This is a genomic window from Microbacterium barkeri, assembly GCF_027921765.1.
GTDB classification, from domain to species: domain Bacteria; phylum Actinomycetota; class Actinomycetes; order Actinomycetales; family Microbacteriaceae; genus Microbacterium; species Microbacterium barkeri.
Map to the genome: position 1 here is coordinate 55541 of NZ_BSEJ01000013.1, position 16474 is coordinate 72014.

16 protein-coding genes are annotated in these 16474 nt (G+C 70.0%); 7 read left to right on the top strand and 9 right to left on the bottom strand.

The genetic code is table 11. The features are described 5' to 3' along the window. The first annotated feature begins 116 nt into the window (after positions 1-116). Positions 117-3752: a glycoside hydrolase gene (locus PKE79_RS13045; protein WP_271174135.1), complete on the top strand. Its 3636-nt coding sequence runs from the start codon at positions 117-119 to the stop codon at positions 3750-3752. A gap of 67 nt (positions 3753-3819) precedes the next feature. Here the strand turns inward: PKE79_RS13045 and PKE79_RS13050 are convergent, their stop codons facing one another. Next, positions 3820-4446 (bottom strand): winged helix-turn-helix transcriptional regulator, encoded by a 627-nt coding sequence (locus PKE79_RS13050; RefSeq protein WP_271174136.1) that lies wholly within the window; start codon positions 4444-4446, stop codon positions 3820-3822. Positions 4447-4512: 66 nt separating this feature from the next. Here PKE79_RS13050 and PKE79_RS13055 point away from each other — a divergent pair, with 66 nt between their 5' ends. Together PKE79_RS13055 and PKE79_RS13060 are read left to right on the top strand one after the other, a co-directional pair. Next, positions 4513-4893, top strand: coding sequence for a hypothetical protein (locus PKE79_RS13055; RefSeq protein ID WP_271174137.1), 381 nt, complete (start codon positions 4513-4515; stop codon positions 4891-4893). A 2-nt stretch (positions 4894-4895) separates the two neighbouring features. Continuing rightward, complete coding sequence (locus PKE79_RS13060; protein WP_271174138.1) at positions 4896-5228, top strand: TfoX/Sxy family protein; 333 nt, start codon at positions 4896-4898, stop codon at positions 5226-5228. Between the two features lie 210 nt (positions 5229-5438). Here the strand turns inward: PKE79_RS13060 and PKE79_RS13065 are convergent, their stop codons facing one another. Further along, positions 5439-7247, bottom strand: coding sequence for a phosphatase PAP2 family protein (locus PKE79_RS13065; RefSeq protein ID WP_271174139.1), 1809 nt, complete (start codon positions 7245-7247; stop codon positions 5439-5441). On the opposite strand from PKE79_RS13065, the gene PKE79_RS13070 reads away from it, so the two are divergent. The 3 genes from PKE79_RS13070 to PKE79_RS13080 are packed head-to-tail and all read left to right on the top strand — an operon-like array spanning position 7241 to position 8496. Next, on the top strand, positions 7241-7789 hold the full coding sequence (locus PKE79_RS13070) for a DUF6630 family protein (RefSeq protein WP_271174140.1): 549 nt from the start codon (positions 7241-7243) through the stop codon (positions 7787-7789). The genes PKE79_RS13065 and PKE79_RS13070 overlap by 7 nt on opposite strands. A gap of 51 nt (positions 7790-7840) precedes the next feature. After that, the gene (locus tag PKE79_RS13075) at positions 7841-8104 is read left to right on the top strand and encodes a hypothetical protein (RefSeq protein WP_271174141.1); all 264 of its coding nucleotides are present in this window, start codon (positions 7841-7843) and stop codon (positions 8102-8104) included. Next, positions 8101-8496 (top strand): type II toxin-antitoxin system VapC family toxin, encoded by a 396-nt coding sequence (locus tag PKE79_RS13080; protein WP_271174142.1) that lies wholly within the window; start codon positions 8101-8103, stop codon positions 8494-8496. The genes PKE79_RS13075 and PKE79_RS13080 overlap by 4 nt, the downstream gene beginning before the upstream one ends. Before the next feature lie 31 nt (positions 8497-8527). Here PKE79_RS13080 and PKE79_RS13085 read toward each other — a convergent pair whose 3' ends face one another. The 7 genes from PKE79_RS13085 to PKE79_RS13115 form a co-directional block, all read right to left on the bottom strand. Then, a complete protein-coding gene (locus tag PKE79_RS13085) occupies positions 8528-9097 on the bottom strand; it encodes a hypothetical protein (protein WP_271174143.1) in 570 nt (189 codons plus the stop codon). A 103-nt stretch (positions 9098-9200) separates the two neighbouring features. Continuing rightward, positions 9201-10175, bottom strand: coding sequence for a class I mannose-6-phosphate isomerase (locus PKE79_RS13090; protein WP_271174144.1), 975 nt, complete (start codon positions 10173-10175; stop codon positions 9201-9203). Continuing rightward, positions 10172-11371 carry an ADP-dependent glucokinase/phosphofructokinase gene (locus PKE79_RS13095; RefSeq protein WP_271174145.1) on the bottom strand — a complete coding sequence of 400 codons (1200 nt, stop codon included), beginning with the start codon at positions 11369-11371 and terminating at the stop codon, positions 10172-10174. The genes PKE79_RS13090 and PKE79_RS13095 overlap by 4 nt, the downstream gene beginning before the upstream one ends. 27 nt (positions 11372-11398) lie before the next feature. Beyond that, the gene (locus PKE79_RS13100; protein WP_271174146.1) at positions 11399-12262 is read right to left on the bottom strand and encodes a ketose-bisphosphate aldolase; all 864 of its coding nucleotides are present in this window, start codon (positions 12260-12262) and stop codon (positions 11399-11401) included. A gap of 34 nt (positions 12263-12296) precedes the next feature. After that, positions 12297-13142: a carbohydrate ABC transporter permease gene (locus PKE79_RS13105; protein ID WP_271174147.1), complete on the bottom strand. Its 846-nt coding sequence runs from the start codon at positions 13140-13142 to the stop codon at positions 12297-12299. 1 nt (position 13143) lies between these two features. Continuing rightward, complete coding sequence (locus tag PKE79_RS13110) at positions 13144-14073, bottom strand: carbohydrate ABC transporter permease (RefSeq protein ID WP_271174148.1); 930 nt, start codon at positions 14071-14073, stop codon at positions 13144-13146. A 70-nt stretch (positions 14074-14143) separates the two neighbouring features. Further along, a complete protein-coding gene (locus tag PKE79_RS13115) occupies positions 14144-15436 on the bottom strand; it encodes an ABC transporter substrate-binding protein (RefSeq protein WP_271174149.1) in 1293 nt (430 codons plus the stop codon). Positions 15437-15664: 228 nt separating this feature from the next. On the opposite strand from PKE79_RS13115, the gene PKE79_RS13120 reads away from it, so the two are divergent. Next, positions 15665-16471 (top strand): DeoR/GlpR family DNA-binding transcription regulator, encoded by an 807-nt coding sequence (locus PKE79_RS13120; RefSeq protein ID WP_271174150.1) that lies wholly within the window; start codon positions 15665-15667, stop codon positions 16469-16471. The last annotated feature ends 3 nt before the right edge of the window (positions 16472-16474 follow it).

Sequence of the window (16474 nt, forward strand, 5' to 3'; positions counted from 1 at the left end):
GCGCGGCCTGCCGCGATCGGGCCGCATCCGCTATGGTTGCGCAAACATGGTCTGTCGCAGCGGACGGCTCAGCCGGGTGCCGCGCGACGCTTTCGACGACGAAAGGGGCAGTGTCGATGCCGACATCGCACACGCTGCGGCGCGCCGCGGCGCTCACGACGGGCGCCGCGCTCGTGGGAGGGGCGCTGATCGCCTCACCCGCCGCGAGCGCGGCCGAGGCGGCGGAGCGATCCGTCACGATCACGCCGAACCCCGCCTCCGCGGGCGAGGCGTTCCAGGGGTGGGGCACAAGCCTCGCCTGGTTCGCGAATGCGACCGGCGACTACCCCGAGGAACTCCGCGAGGAGCTCTACCAGGCCGTCTTCGGCGAGGACGGGCTCGACCTCAACATCGCCCGCTACAACATCGGCGGCGGCAACGCCTCGGACGTGGCCGACTACCTGCGCGCAGGCGGCGCCGTCGAGGGCTGGTGGGCGCCGGATCCCGACGGCTCCGAGGGGCTCTACGGCGGAGCGGCGACGACCTACGCCGATCGCGACGCGGTTCTCGCGGCGTTCGACGCGGATGACCCCGCGCACTATGACTGGGACGCGGACGAGACGCAGCGCTGGTGGGTCGACCGGCTGGTCGCCGACGGGCAGATCACGCACTGGGAGACCTTCGCGAACTCGGCGCCCTACTTCATGACCGAGAGCGGCTACGTCTCGGGCGGGTTCGACGCGGCTGCCGAGCAGCTCAAGCCCGAGGCGGACGAGGCGTTCGCCCAGTACCTCGTCAACGTCACGGAGCACCTCGAGGCCGAGCACGGGATCGAGGTCGACACGATCGACCCGTTCAACGAGCCGAACACGAACTACTGGGGGACGCGGCTCGAGAACGGCGTTCCGGTCGGCGGCCGCCAGGAGGGCATGCACGTCGGGCCGCAGCGCCAGGTCGAGGTCGTCGAGGCGCTCGCCGCCGTGCTCGACGGGGCCGAGACCGGTGCGCGCATCTCGGCCATGGACGAGACGAACCCCGGGATCTTCGCGCGGAACTGGGCGGCATACCCGGCGGAGACGCGCGAGGACGTCAGCCGCATGAACGTGCACACGTATGGCACGAGCGGACGCCTCGTCGTGCGCGACCTCGCGAAGCAGGCCGATACCCCGCTCTGGATGAGCGAGATCGAGGGCAGCTGGGTCGACGGGTACGACCCTGTCGACATCGAGAACGGCCTCGGCATCGCGGGTCGCATCATGGACGACCTGCGCGAGCTCGAGCCGAGCGCGTGGGTGCTCTGGCAGCCCGTCGAAGACCTCTACAACATGCAGCCGCAGGGCGAGGACCTCAACTGGGGCTCGGTCTTCATCGACCTCGACTGCGAGCCCTACGAGGAGGATGGCCGCACCGTGTGGAAGTCGGCGCGACGCGTCGCGGACGCGGGCGGCGACTCGACCGCCGTCGAGCCGTGCGGCGTCGAGGTCAACTCGAAGTTCAACACCATCCGCAACTTCACGAAGTTCATCCACGAGGGCGATCGCCTCGTGCCCGTCGACGACACCTCGAGCACCGCGGCCATCCGCGGTGACGGGACGGGCGCGACCATCGTCCACCGCAACACGAGCGCGGATGCGGCTTCGGTCACGCTCGATCTCTCCGCCTTCGGCGAAATCGCGGACGGCGCGACCGTGACGCCGTACGTCACGACGGAGGCCCCATCGCCCGATGAGCCGACCGCGAACGCGCTCGTCGAGGGACCCCCCGTCGCCGTCGATGACGCGTCGGCCACCCTCACCGTGCCCGCGAAGTCGGTCACGACCTTCGTGATCGACGGCGTCTCCGGCGTCTCGGCCGATGCGCCCGCCATCGAGGATGGGCACAGCTACCAGCTCGTCGGCGCGCAGAGCGGAAAGGCACTCACCGCCGGCGGCTCCGGTGCGGCGACGAGCATCACGACGCTCGCCGACGACACGGCGACCGCAGCGGCGCAGAAGTGGACGGCCCACACGGTCGCCGTCGGCGAGAGGACCGCGACCCAGCGCGTCGTGCTCGAGAACGGCGACGGCCGTGTCCTCGGCGCGACGAGCGCGGGCACCGACCTGCGCGACATCGACCCGTCGGCCGCGGCCGAGAGCCCCGAGACACGGTGGATCGTCAACACCACCGACGGGAAGAGCTTCTCGTTCGTGAACGAGGCGCTTGCGCTCGCCCTCGAGGTGGGCGGGCAGTCCTCGGCCGAGGGCGCCTCGGTCGGCGTGTACGGCTCCAACGGAGGAGCGAACCAGGCCTGGGAGGCGCGCGACCTGACCCCCGTCAATGGGACGGCGATCCCGGCACGCACAACGGCCGGCGTCGCTCCTCTGCTGCCCGAGACCGTCCTCTCGGCGTACGCGTGGGGCACGGGCGCGGCGGTTCCGGTCGAGTGGGACCTTCCCGATGACGCGGCCTGGGAGAACGAGGGCCGCGTGGAGGTGCCGGGCACGGCCGTCGACCTGTTCGGGCAGACGTTCACCGTCGTCGCGCACGTCGATGTCGGCGGCCTCACCGCGACGGATCCGGTATCAGTCACGGTCGCGGCGGGCACCACCCCGGACGCCGTGCGTGCGGCAGCGCCGGATACCGTGCCGGCCCGCGTGGGGGCGTCGGAGCACGCCTTCGAGGTGCCGGTCGAGTGGGACTGGACGACGCTCGATGAGAGCGCGCTGGCCGAGCCCGGTGCGATCTCGATCACCGGCACGGCGCAGGCCGACGGCGCAGAGCTCGCGGCGCGGCTCGCCGTGCTCGTCACGGAGGGCACGCAGCGCAGCTTCGCGGCAGACGGCGGCGTCGCGGTCGAGGCCAGTTACACGGAGCCCGGCTACCCGGCGGAGCGCACGCTGAACGGCGTCCTCGACGACAAGGGATGGTCGAACTGGTCCGGCAGCGCTCAGGAGCAGACGAGCACCCTCACGTACACGTTCGAGGCGCGCGACCTCGACGGAGCCGCGATCCGCTTCTGGCGCGACGGCCGCGCGAGCTGGGCCGAGACGATGACGATCGAGGTGCGCGACGCCGACGGCGCCTGGGCGCCCGCGCCCGGCTGGGAGTCTCCGCAGGCCGTGGAGTCTCCGTCCACCGGCGCTCCGATCGTGACGGCCGAGTTCGCCACCCGGACGGCGACCGGGGTGCGCTTCACCCTGCACGCCGCCGAGGGGATGCACATGATCGTCTCGGAGGTCGAGCTGTTCGAGAGCGTGGCCTCGCCGGCCGCAGTCGCGACCCTCGCGGACCTCCGCGTGGCCGGCGAGACGGTGGAGGGCTTCTCGCCCGACGCCAGCGCCTACGCGGTGACCGCCGATCCGTCCGTTCCGCCCGTCGTGCAGGCCTTCGCGCTCGACGATGAGGCATCGGTCGAGGTCGAGCAGGCCGACGCCTCGAACGGATGGACCGCGCGCATCGTCGTGACATCGACCGACGGATCCGTCTCGAGCGAGACGACCGTCGCGATCTCGAGGACGGCCGTGATCACGCGGCTCGAGCTCAGCGAGGCACCCGCGATCGGCGAGCCCGTCGAGGCGATCGCGGAGTTCGCCCCCGCCGACGGCGACGTCTCGTGGCAGTGGCTGCGCAACGGGCGGCCGATCGCGGGTGCGACGGATTCGAGCTACACGCCGGTCCGCGGCGACGCCGGCAAGCACCTGAGCGTCGAGCTCACCGTGTCGGCTCCCGGCGTCGAGAGCGCGACCCTCGTCAGCGAGGAGCAGCGGATGCTGCCGGCGCCGGCACGCCGCTGAGAAGCGGATACCGCACACGCTGCGGCGGACGGGGATGCACCCCTGTCCGCCGCAGCTCTGTCTCCGCTCAACCCGCGGGCAGGATGCGGCGAAGCGCCTCGACGTCGCCCTCGATCGCGACACCCGCGGCCGCGGCGCGCTCGAGCGGCAGCGCACCCTGGACCAGTCCGACAAGAGCTGCCCCTGGACCCTTCACGACGGCGTCCGGAGTCCGCCCGCCATCGCACGGACCGACGCGGACCGCGCCGTCACCGACGAGCACGTCGAACCCGTCCGCCGGATCGCCGAATCGCACGCACCCAGCACCTCGCTCCGGCTGGCTGTCACGCAGCAGGTGCGCCGCCGGCATGCTCAGCCAGTGCATCTGGAAGATCGCGTCGGCGGGCGCATCGCGCACGGTCGGCGCTCCCCATTTCAGCAGCTCGCGCACGACCCCCTCGAGCGCCCGTCCGCGTTCGGTGAGGATGTAGTCGCTCCGCGGCGTACCCCGCTCGCGTCGCAGCACACCTTCCCCCTCCAGGTCGCGCAGGCGCTGGGTGAGCAGATTCGGTGCGAGACCGGGCAGGCCCGCCTGCAGGTCGCGGAATCGGGCACGACCCCGGATGAGCAGCTCGCGCACGATCAGCAGCGTCCAGCGATCGCCGACCACATCCAGAGCACGCGCAACCGCACACAGCTGGCCGTATGACTTCACGGAACCCTCTTGACTTCGAGAAAGATAACTTGAGAATTTATAGTAACTCGACTCGGGAGGTTCCCCATGATCGTCTCCAGCGACGCGCCGCGTGTCCTGCAGGAGTACTACGCCGTGCTCACGTCCGGCGCCGATGCCTATGACCATGGCGACGCGCTCCGCCCGCTCCTCTCCGACCATCTCGACTTCACGGGATCACTCGCCGGCCACATCCCCGATGCCACGGAGGGCTTCCTCCAGGGCGCCCTGGGCTTCGTCGCGACGGTGCAGGGAATCGAGCTCGTCCAGGAGGTGCATGGCACGGGCGGCTCCGCGGTCCTCTACGACGCGACGATGCCGGGCGGCGTGGTGCGCATCGCCGAGTTCTTCACGCTTCGCGACGGCGTCATCGATCGGCTGCAGCTGCACTACGACGGCCAGGACTACCTCGCAAAGGGCGGGCGCTGACAGTGGCTGCCGCCGAGCGACCGGCGCGAGATGCGCTCGCGGCGCGCATCCGCGAGCTCCTCGACGGGCGCGTGGTCCGCGAAGTGTCGATGTTCGGCAGCCGCGCGTTCATGGTCGACGAGCGGATGGCGGTGACGGCCGGCAAGGACGGGGAGCTGCTGGTTCACGTCGCACCGAGCCGTCATGCGGAGCTGATCGAGAGCACCGCGGCCGAGCAGGCCTTCATGGGCGAGCGGACGATGGGACCCGGATGGCTGCACGTCGCGCCGGAGCACGTGCAGGCGGAGGACGCCTTGCAGTTCTGGGTGGACGTGAGCCTGGAACGAGCGGGCTGACGTCCACGCGACAGCGTGGCGGGGCCTCGCGCGCAACGCGGACGAGGCCCCTGCGCTCCGCGAGGCGCGGTTCAGCTCGCGGATTCGCGACGGTGAACTCGTGGATTCGCGACACTTAACTCGCGGATTCGCGGCACCCAGTTCGTAGCCTTGCGGGTTGTCCTCGACGCGACAGGCGGCGGGCGGGGTTCTCCCCGCCCGCCCGCCGCGTCAGCGCGCGTCGACCAACGTGAGCACGCCGCCCTCGACGCGCAGCTCCGGGTGGTAGCCCTCCGGCAGCCCCGTGACCTCGAGCGACGGAAGCGCGCCCGGGAACTTCGCGGCCTCGATGAGCGGCAGCTCTGCCGGCACCTCGGCCAGCGCCGACACGTCGACCGCGAGCGTGCCGCGCAGCTTCGCCTTGCCGTCGACCGAGAGGGCGGGAGCGGAGGCGTCCTCGATCGTCAGCGCGAGCGTCGCCCCCTTCTTCTGCGTGAGCTCCCCGCCGACCTCGAGCGTGCCATCCGCCTGCTCGCGGACGACCCCGCGCTGCAGCTCGACGTCGGCAGTGCCGAGCGCGGTCGCGGTCGTCGCGACGAGCTCGCCGCCCTTCACGCGCACGCCGCCCGTGAAGGAGTTCTCACCCGCGAGGATGAGCGTGCCCGTGCCGTCGAGCGTGAGCGACCCCGCGCCGTCGATGTCGTTCCGCCACACGTCCACCGCACCGTAGCCATCCGCCGTCGCGTCGAGCGAGACCGCGACGTCGCGGTCGAATGCGCCGAAGCCGTTCGCGGCGGCGAAGAGGTTGAGCCGGCCCCAGCCCTCGGCGTCATCCGCGACGGGGAGACCCGACTCGAGCGCCGTCGAGTAGAGCACCCAGCGCAGCTGCGCGTCGTCGAGATAGGGGTAGCGCGTGCGGATGAGCTCCTCGGCGCCCTCCGGCACGACCGGCGCGACGCCCGCCTCGCCGACGGGGTCGAGGCCGAACGTGGTGTTCGCGAGGTACTCCGCGAGGCGCGCCTGGTACGCGTCGCGGTCGGTGTCGAGATCGAGCTCGGTATCGAGCGCGGTGTCGGCGTCCGCCGTCGCCTCGGCGATCAGCTCGGCGTTCTCGTCGTCGGCGAGGGTCGCCGCGGCGAGGCCGGTCGCGAGGATGCGGCCGCCGATGATGTCGAGCGCCGAGTGCATCCCGGCCTCGGCACGGCTGTAGCCGAGGTCGGACGCCTGCAGCAGGAGGTCGTCGTAGTGCTCGGGCACGGCCGTGGCGAGCGCGATGCCCGCGAGGAAGGCGGCGTTCGTGTGCCCGCTCGGGAATCCGCCGTCCGACGCGGCCTCCGACTCGGGCTTCTTGACCGGCTCGAGCTCGGGCACGAGCACGACGTCGTCGCTCCAGCGGAACGGGCGCATGTACTGGTAGTACTCCTTGGCGCGGTTGGAGGTCGCCCACGGCCCGCGCACGGTGTTCACGAGCTGCACGACGCTGCCGAGCTCCGAGTCGACGTCGGCCCAGGCGCCGTTCTCGTTGCCGCGGTCGTCGTACTTCGTCGTGAGCGCGTCGGCGGGGATCTCGTCGGGGATGGTCGTGCCCGCGTTCGCGAGGTCACGGAACTCCTGCGCGTCCTCCTCGAGGCCCTCGATCATCGAGTAGCTCTGGTGGCGACGGTCGGCGAGGTAGGCGGCGTCGGCCTCCTCGTCGGTGCGGTTCTGCGTGATCCGCTCGATCGCGGCGATGTTCTGCTCATGCACCTGGGCATTCAGGACCGTGCCGTCGTTCCAGGTGGTGCCGGGCGTCCAGTACTCGAGCATCTCGGAGAGCACGCCGATCGCCGGGTTCGTCTCGGGCGTCGTGAAGTCGGTCGTGTTCTGGCGGTACGTGTCGACGAACGCGCCGTACGCCGCCGCGCGCGGCTCGATGGCCGACGCGTCGACGAGGTCGTCGTCCTTCGCGGCGAAGGCCGGCTGCGCGAAGGCGGGGCCGACGAGGAGCGGGAGGAGCACAGCGCAGGCGACGACCTTGCGACGAGGGAATGCGGATGGCACGGATCTTCCTTCCTGAGTCCGTCGGGTCGGACTCGCGGCGGGCGCGGTCGGATGGCCGCGGAGGGGATGCCGGAAGGCTCGCGGACGGCGGTGAACAGTCGGGAAACGCCTTCCCGAAGTACCCCGATCTCGACGATCCGTTCGAGGATGACGGACCGAGCGCCATCCAGCTGCTCCTCAGCGTGGGGCAGGAGGCCGGCACGATCGTGTGGCTCGACTGGTCCGGCGAGGAGTATCTCGGCGCGACCCGCGCTGCTCTGACACGCGCGTGCGCTCGCCTCGGGTTGGCGGCGCCCGCGTGGGACGACGAGACCGAGCGTCGGATCCTCGATCATCTCGGCGACCGGCTCGAGCGCGGCGGCTTGCTGCCGCCGCTTCTGGTGTCGATCGACGAGCAGCTCGCGGCACGGGGCATGCGTCTGCTGCTCATCGACATCGACTCCGACAGCTACCAGCTCGTGCCCGTGAACGCCGATCTGTTCGCCCGCGTGGTCGGGGGCGAGGGAGAAGGGTTCACGTTGCGATCAGCGGGCGGGGCCTGACGGCTTTCGCTGCGGGTGGTGCACCACGCTCGCTGGAGGTACACTTCCGTCATGCCGACCTCGCTCCCGCGCATCCAGGTGACCGTCACCGATGCGGTCGCGCACGCCCTTGAGACAGCTCGACGGAGCTGGCCCACCGCGTCTCGCAGTGAGCTGATCGCGCGGCTCGCCGTCGAGCGCGCACAGGAGATCGAGTCGCAGCGGGAGACGTCGCGTCAACGACGCCGCCAGGCGCTCGCGCGACTTCGCGGCACGTTCGACGAGGCGTATCCAGCCGGGCATCTCGATGACCTGCGCGAGGACTGGCGCGAATGATCGTCCTGGACGCGAGTGTCGTGATCGCATACGCGGCGGGACGCGACACTGCACACGAGCGCGCCCGGAGAGTTGTCGAAGAGAGCGACGACACCTTCGCCATGCACGCCGTGACGATCACCGAGTGCCTCGTCGGCCCGGCCCGAATCGGCCGAGCGGAGGACATGCTCGCCCTCCTCGAAGCCATGGAGATCTCTCGCGTCGACCTCGATGAGAACGCGCCGCTTCGAGTGGCCTCGCTGCGCGTGGAGACAGGTTTGAAGCTGCCTGACGCCTTCGTGCTCGACGCCGCGGCTCAGCTGGGCGCGGCGCTGGCGACGTTCGACGACAGGCTCGCCGCTGCCGCAGGGGCACAACAGGTCCGCCTCGTGCGCGGATCCGCCACCCCGTGAAACGGCACGCGGCATCCCCGACCGGATGCTCCTACCCCGCGAGGTCCTTCCGCCACTCGGCCGCGAGGTACTCCAGGTCGCCCCAGCCCGTCGGATGCCGCGTGACGGTCTCGAGCGCATAGCCCGACTCCGCGAGCGCCCGCGCCTGGGGGTCGCGCGGAGCCGTCTCACCGCCATCCGCCGCCGGGATGACGTCACCCTCCGTATCGGGGCGATGCAGGCTCACCGCGCGGACCGCCCCGAACCAGTGCGCCCGCGCCTGCTCCTCGACGGCCTTGATGAGCATCGCTTCGAGGATCCCGGCATCGCGACGGGGCACGAACACGCTGATGCTCGCGAGCGCTCCCCCGTCCGTCGGCGCCATGAACTGCGCGGCGCCCGCGGCTCGACCGGCGATCCGCGCGAGCAGCGGCACGCACGTCGCGCCGCGCAGCCGCTCGAGTGCGTCGGCAGGCTTCTGCGCGCCGACACCGGCGCCGCTCTGCTCCCGCATGACGGTCGCGGCGATCTCGAGGTAGTCGAGGAAATCCTGCGCATCGCGCGCGTCGACGGCGTCCGGCAGCGTCACGGGTGCGATCTCGACGGCGATCATCCGGGTCATCCTGCCAGGAGAGAAGCGGATGGCCCGGTGCACGCGCGCGGGACGCCGAACGTCAGGCTCGACCGTCCCACTCCCACGGGTCGAGCGGGGTCGGCCGTCCCCGTCATGGGGCGGGCGGACGCGCCACGAGCAGCTCGCCGACGCCGTCGACCTCGACGGGTCCGTGGCTTGCGGGCACGAGGAAGGTCGAGCCGACGGCGGCCCGCGCGCCGTCGATCACGAGCGAGCCCTCCACGAGGACGAGGAGGGAGAAGCCCGCGGCGACGGTTGCCTGCCCGTCCACCGGCAGCCTCTCGAGCCGGAAGTACGGGTCCGCCGCTTCCGGGAAGACCGACCCCCGGACGGGTGCCGGACGCACGAGCTCCGCGAGCTCCTCGACGCGACGGGCGCGACGATTCACCGCGGCGAGCGCCCTGTCGAAGCCGAGGCCCAGGTGCCCCTCTGCCGCGCCGTCGATCGCGAACCCCTCCCACTCGAGCAGGATCGACAGGTCCTCGGGCTGTTGCAGCTCGAGGAGGAAGACGCCCTCGCCGATGGCGTGCAGCTCACCCGGCGGCACCCAGACGACGTCCCCCGGCTCCACGCGCACCGCATGCAGGAGGCCCAGGAGCGCGTCGACATCCTGGGAGCGGACGAGATCGGCCAGCTCGTCGACAGACACCTCCCGCGTGAGCCCGACGTGCACGGTGCCGCCCTGGAGGATGTACCACGCCTCGGCCTTGCCGTGCCGGCAGCCGAGATGGCGCCCGGCGAACCCGTCGTCGGGGTGCGCGTGGACAGGCAGCCGCTGGCCCGCGTCGAGCAGCTTCACGAGGAGCCGCACGTCGGCGCCCCAGCGGGCCGCATGCTCCGCTCCGAGCCAGGAGACCGGATCCTCCGCGACCGCGTCGCGAAGCAGCCTGCTATCGGGCAGCCGCGTCAGCCCGAGCTCCGCCTCCCCGCGGACGGTCGTGACGGATCCGATCCAGTCCTCCGGCTCCCGCTCGGCGGCCGACGCCTCGCCGCGGAACGCCGCGATGGCCCGACCTCCGCGATAGAACCTCTCCGGCGGTCGATTGGGGCCGAGCTCGTGGATCATGCCGCCGCCCTCCGCGCGGGCGCGAACGCCGACAGGAAGCCGCCGACGAACGTGTCCCCGAGCCCGATCGTCGTCGACGACGACGTGTCGATGTCGAATCCGGCGACCCCGGTGGAACCCGGAATCGCCGCGCGCACCCGATCGACGACGAGGGCGCCGCCGTGATGCCGCGGGCACCGGTCGGTCGCGTCGAGATCGGATGGCGCGAAGCCGTCTCCGAGTCGATATCGGGTCGCGGCGATCCGAACCGCGCTCTCGAGAGCGTCGCGGTAGCGCTCCGCGTCGGGGCCGACGGCGACAGCCCACGTGCGGGTGTGCACGACGAGCGCCGGGGCGGGGATGAGCCGATGGACGTCGCGCAGCGCGACGACGACATCGTCCGCGTCCTGGAGATCCACGCTCCGACCGAGGTACTCCTGCAGCTCGTCCTCATTCATGCCATAGACGTCGATGCGATCGAGCAGCCGTGCTCGGATCTCGCGCGAGAACTCGCGCCGGTAGAAGCCCGCGTCCTCGTAGTACACGACGGCGTCGCTCGGCAGTCGGCGCATGGCGGACCGCAGCTCATCGAGGCGCCGCACGAGCAGCCGGTCGTCCTGCATCGTGTTGAAACCCGAGACGAGGAACACCGCCGCCGTCGCGAGGGCGTCGCCCAGGCCATCCGCGATCGCCATCTCGCGGTTCGGCGGATCGTTCGCGAAGATCAGCCGATTGGCGCTCGGCGTGACGACCTCGCCATCCGCCAGCCGGATTCGCGCACCGGCCGGGTACTGCACGATGAGGTGCGGATCGAGGGTGTCGCGCGTCGCGGAGCTGACGACGCGCATCGACGACGGGAGGAGCCGGCGCACGGTGTCGTCGATGCTCACGAGGTGCTGGGTGCTCGGGACACCGAGTCGGTCGAGCGCGAGACCCGCCCGCACCCCCGTTCCGCCCAGGGTGACCGAGGTCGGGAACCGCGCGGCGAACCGCTCGACGATCTCCGAAGAGGCGACGAAGCGCTCCCCGCCCGTTCCCACGGCGGCGAAGGCGAGGATCGCTGCGACGAGCGTGCGCTCATCGACGATCGGCTCGTCGGCCGCCAGCTCCGCGCGGACGATGCCGAGCTCGCCGACCAGCGCGTTGACCACGTCGGTGTCCCAGCGGATCTCGTAGTCGACCGTCCCGCCCAGCCCCAGCACCAGATCGGCTCCCACGCCGGCTCCTTCCGTCTCCTGTGACGATCAGTACAGCGTGGCCTTGCCCGCGGCTCCGAACAGGTCGATCTTCTCGGCCGCCGTGACCTTCATCGCCTCGAGCGGCTCCGGCTGGATGGCGTTCGGCTCGCGCAGGCGCACGTCGGTGCCGAGGACCTCGCGCATGCGGTTGTGGTACGAGACCTTGATGTCGCTCGAGATGTTGATCTTGTTGATGCCGAGCGAGACCGCGCGCGCCAGCTCGCTGTCCGGGTTGCCGGACCCGCCGTGCAGGACGAGAGGGATTCCCACGGCGGCCTTGATCTCCTGGAGCAGGTCGTGCCGCAGCTCGGGGTTCTTGTCGGCGGGGTAGAGACCGTGCGAGGTCCCGATCGCGATCGCGAGGCTGTCGACGCCGGTCTCCTCCACGAACCGGACCGCGTCGTCGACGTTCGTGTAGATGATCTCGGCCGCGCCTGCCTCGCCGTAGCTGTCGTTCGCCCCGATCGTCCCGAGCTCGCCCTCGACCTGCACGCCCACGGAATGCGCTGCTTCGACGACCTTGCGCGTGAGGGCGACGTTGTCGTCGAACGGCTGCAGGGAGGCGTCGATCATGACCGACGTGAAGCCGGCCTGGATGGCCGTGATCATCTGCTCGAAGGTGCCGCCGTGATCCCAGTGGATGGCGACGGGAACGCTCGAGCGATGGGCGCGCGCGTGCATGGCCGGGATGAGGTCGGTCGTGATGTGGGAGACCTCGTCGGGGTGGATGGCGATGATGACGGGCGCGTCCTTCTCCTCGCTGATGTCCATGATCCCCTTGAACATCGCCCAGTCGCTGATGTTGAAGGCGGGGATGGCGAAGGCGTGCTCGTTGGCGACGTCGAGGATGGACCTACCGGTGTACAGCAATGTGATTCTCCTTGTTGATGGATGGCGAGGTCGGTCAGCTCTTCACGGAGCCGGCCGTGAGACCGCTGATGAAGAAGCGCTGCAGCACCAGGAAGAGGATCAGCACGGGGATCGAGCCGAGAATGCTCATCGCCATGATCTGGTTCCACTCGTACGAGTGCTGCCCCATGAGCAGCTGGATGCCGATGGGCACCGTGCGCATGTCGGTGGTGCGGGTGAGGGTGAGCGCGAAGAGGTACTCGTTCCACGCGATCATGAAGGTGTAGATCCCCACCGAGACGATGCCGGGCACCGAGATCGGCACGAGGATCCGCCAGAGCGCCGTGAGGGAGCCGGCGCCGTCCATCCGGACGGCCTCGTCGAGCTCGCGCGGCAGGGTGTTGAAGTACCCGGTCATCATGATGATCGCGTAGGGCAGCGTGAACACCATGTAGGTGAGGATGAGGCCGGGGTACGTGTTGTAGAGCTTGAGTGCGACGACCAGGCCGAAGTACGGGATGAGCAACGTGATCGGCGGCACCGCCTGCACGCTGATGATCACGACGTTCAGCACGCGCTTGCCGCGGAACTCGAATCGGCTGAAGGCGTACGCCGCCTGGATGGCCACGACCAGCGTGAGCAGCGTGACGGCTCCCGCAACGATGTAGCTGTTGAGGAAGAAGCGGACCGTCTCGGGCGTCGTGAGGATCGCGACGTAGGCGTCGAGCGAGAACGAGTCCGTGATGAGCCGCGGGGGCAGCTCGAAGATCTCGGTGTTCGACTTGAACGAGCTCGAGAGCATCCAGAGCACCGGCCCGGCGGCGAAGACCGCGCCGAGAAGGAGCCCGATGATGACGCCGGTGCGCGCCGTGCGCGTGCGGGCGGTGACGGAGAGCGCCATGTCAGTCCCTCGCCTTCTGATGGCGGACGTAGAACACCGCGAGCACCATCGACATGAGGAGCACGAGGACGGCGGAGGTCGCGGCGAGCGAGAAGTCGTATTCGGCGAACGCGAGCTTGTAGGTGAATGTGCTGAGCACCTCGGTGACGTCGATCGGCCCGCCGCCCGTGGTCATCCAGATCAGCGCGAACTGCTGCGACGTCCAGATGAGATCGAGCAGCACGAGGCTCACGATGATGGGGCGCAGCTGCGGGATGGTCACGTTCCAGAACCGCTGAGGTGCGTTGGCGCCGTCGACCGTCGCCGCTTCGTTGAGCTCGTTCGGGATGCCCTGCAGGCCCGCGAGCAGGCTCACCATGAAGAACGGGTAGCCAGCCCAGATGTTGATGAAGGTGACGGTGCCCAGCGCGAGCTGTGGAGAGGCGAGCCACTCGACGTCGGTGCTGAGGAGGAAGTTGATGATGCCGTTCGGAGCCAGCAGCATCCGCCAGAGGACCGCGATCACCGCGGCCGTGAAGAGCCACGGAAGAACGTAGAGCGCGCGGAAGATCGCACGCGGCACCGCTCCGATCAGGGGGCTGTTGAGCAGCATCGCGAACGCCAGCCCGAGGATGAGGTGCGCCGCGACGCTGACCACCGTGAAGAAGAAGGTGTTGCCCGTCGCCTTCCAGAACCCCGCGTCGGAGAGGACGGCGATGTAGTTCTCGAGCCCGACGAGCCCGGAGGACGACCCCATCACGGCCTCGTCCTGGAACGAGTACCCGATCACCATGACGATCGGCACGATCATCAGGACGAAGAGCAGGATGAGAGTCGGGGCGAGGAAGCCGTAGGACTCGCCGGCCTTCCGCAGCTGGCGGCGCTTCCGCGACAGCGGGGCACCCGTGACGAGCGTCTCCGTGTCGGGAGCGAAGGATGTCTGCATGCTCATGTGGCGTCGACCTCTGTCGGGATCGGATGGCGCGCGCGGCCGCGCGCCATCCGACCGAACGGGAACGGGATCAGAATTCGGCTTCCCAGGACTCCTGCGCCTTCTCGAGCGCGTCCTGCATCGACTGCTGACCGTCGAGAGCCGACTGGAGCTGCTCGCCGAGGAGCCGCATGAGCTCCTCCGCGACGGGCAGACCGGTGAACTCGTTCGCGGGATAGCCGGCCTGGTAGATCTCGAAGGCCTTCGCGAAGAGCTCGTCATCCGCGACGAAGTCGGGCACCGACTCCGTGTTGCCGGGGAACGCGTTCGCCATCGTCGACAGCTCGGAGTTCGTCTCCGACTCCATCAGGAACGAGACGAGCTTGAACGCCGCCTCCTTGTTCTCGGAGTTCTCTGCGACGCCGATGCCCCACGACGCGTAGGGGATGCCGCGCTCGCCTTCGTAGCCCTCCTCCGCGGGGATGGCCGAGATCGAGAACTCGAGGTCGGGGTTCGTCTCGCGGATGAGGTTGATGTGCGCAAGCGAGTCGATCATCATCCCGACGCGGCCGTTCGTGAACTCCTCGACCTTGTCCTGCTCCTTCATCGTGAAGCTGCCGGACGCGATCGAGCCCGCGTCCCACATCCCCTCGATGAACTCCATCGCGGAAGCGACGTCGTCATTCGTGAGATCCGGCTGACCGCCGTCGAGCATCGAGCCGCCCGAGGCCCACACCCACGACATCACGTCGTTCTGCACGCCGTTCGGCGCCTCGAGCGACAGCGGCAGGACCCATCCCGACGCGTCTCCATCGAGAGCCGAGACCTTCTCGGCCGCGTCGGCGAACTCCTCGCGGGTCGACGGCGGCTCGGAGACGCCGGCTTCCGCGAGCAGGCCGTCGTTCGTGAACATCGGGTACACGAAGTTGACCACTGGGATCATGTAGGTCTTGTCGTCGACCTTGATCTGGCTCGCGAGCTCGCTGTCGTCGTAGTCGTACTCCGCCATCAGGGCCGTGAGATCGGCGATCACTCCCTTGGAGGCGAAGTCGTTGACCCAGGCGCCGTCGAGGCCCACGACATCGGGCATCGTGCCCGAGGCGGCGCCGGCGAAGAGCTGCTCCTTCGTCGAGGCGTAGGGACCGCTGACGAGCTCCACCGTGATGCCGGGGTTCTCCTCCTCGAACCTGTCGATGAGGGCGCGGAACTCGCCGTCGGGCAGCTCCGGCTCCCACCACTGGGCGAACTCGATCGTGACGTCTCCCCCAGACGCCCCCGAGTCGCCGTTCGCGCCGCAGCCGGACAGCGCCAGGACCGACGCTGCAGCCGTCGCGATGCCGGCGACGACTCGCGCGCGCCGGGCCGCACTCCGATCAATTGCCATGGTCTCTCCTCTTCGAGATCCTGCGGCATTCCGCGCTCTTCTGCGTTTTAATGCCGGTTTAGGACGAGTATGCGGCGCGCAACGTGCTCTCGTCAAGCCCTTCTCCGGGTCTCTTCCACGGCTTTCCGCAGTTGGCGCGACATAAGCTGGCCCGCCTGACTGCCGCCGATCGTGCGGTTTCCTGCTGTTTCTTCAGCGATCTGGGCGCTCTGTGCTAGATATGACCGCATGGAAGCTCCCTCACCCGCACGCGGTCGGCGCCTCCCGGCCGGCCGCAAAGCCGATCTCGCCGCCTACGTCGACGAGGTCGGCCGGGTGACCGTCGCCGACCTCGCGGCGCACTTCGGCGTCTCGATCGACACCATCCGCCGCGATCTCGACCAGCTCGACCGCGAGGGCGTCGTCGTGCGGACGCACGGCGGCGCGGTCAGCACCGCCGAGAGCCCCGGACGGGATCGCGGGCTCGACGTCCGCCTGCGGATGCAGGTCGCGGAGAAGGAGAAGATCGCCCGCATCGCGGCCGAGCTGGTCGAGGACGGGTCGGTCATCATGCTGAACGCCGGCACCACAACGCTCGCTGTGGCGCGGGCTCTGCGCAACCACCGCAACCTGACGATCGCGACGAACAACCTGCGGATCCCGGCCGAGATCTCGCCGAACGCGTTCCGGGATCTCTACGTCTTCGGCGGCGCCGTGCGCACCCTGACGCAGGCGACGACCGGTCCGGTCTCCCTCGCGCTGAACTCCAGCACGCCGGATGTCGACATCCGGTGCGACCTGGCTCTCGTCGCCGTCGGCGCGGTCGACGAGACGGGCTACTCGACCTCGAACCTCGGCGACGCGACGATGATGGCCGAGATGGTGCGCCGCGCCGACCGCACGGCCATCCTCGCCGACTCGACCAAGCTCGGCCGCCGCCTCTTCGCGCAGGTGGTCCCGCTCGAGCAGGCGGACTACCTCATCACCGACGAGCAGCCGAGCCCCGAGATGAGCGCCGCCCTCGCCGCCGCGGGCGTCGAGGTGCTGACGCCGTAGCGG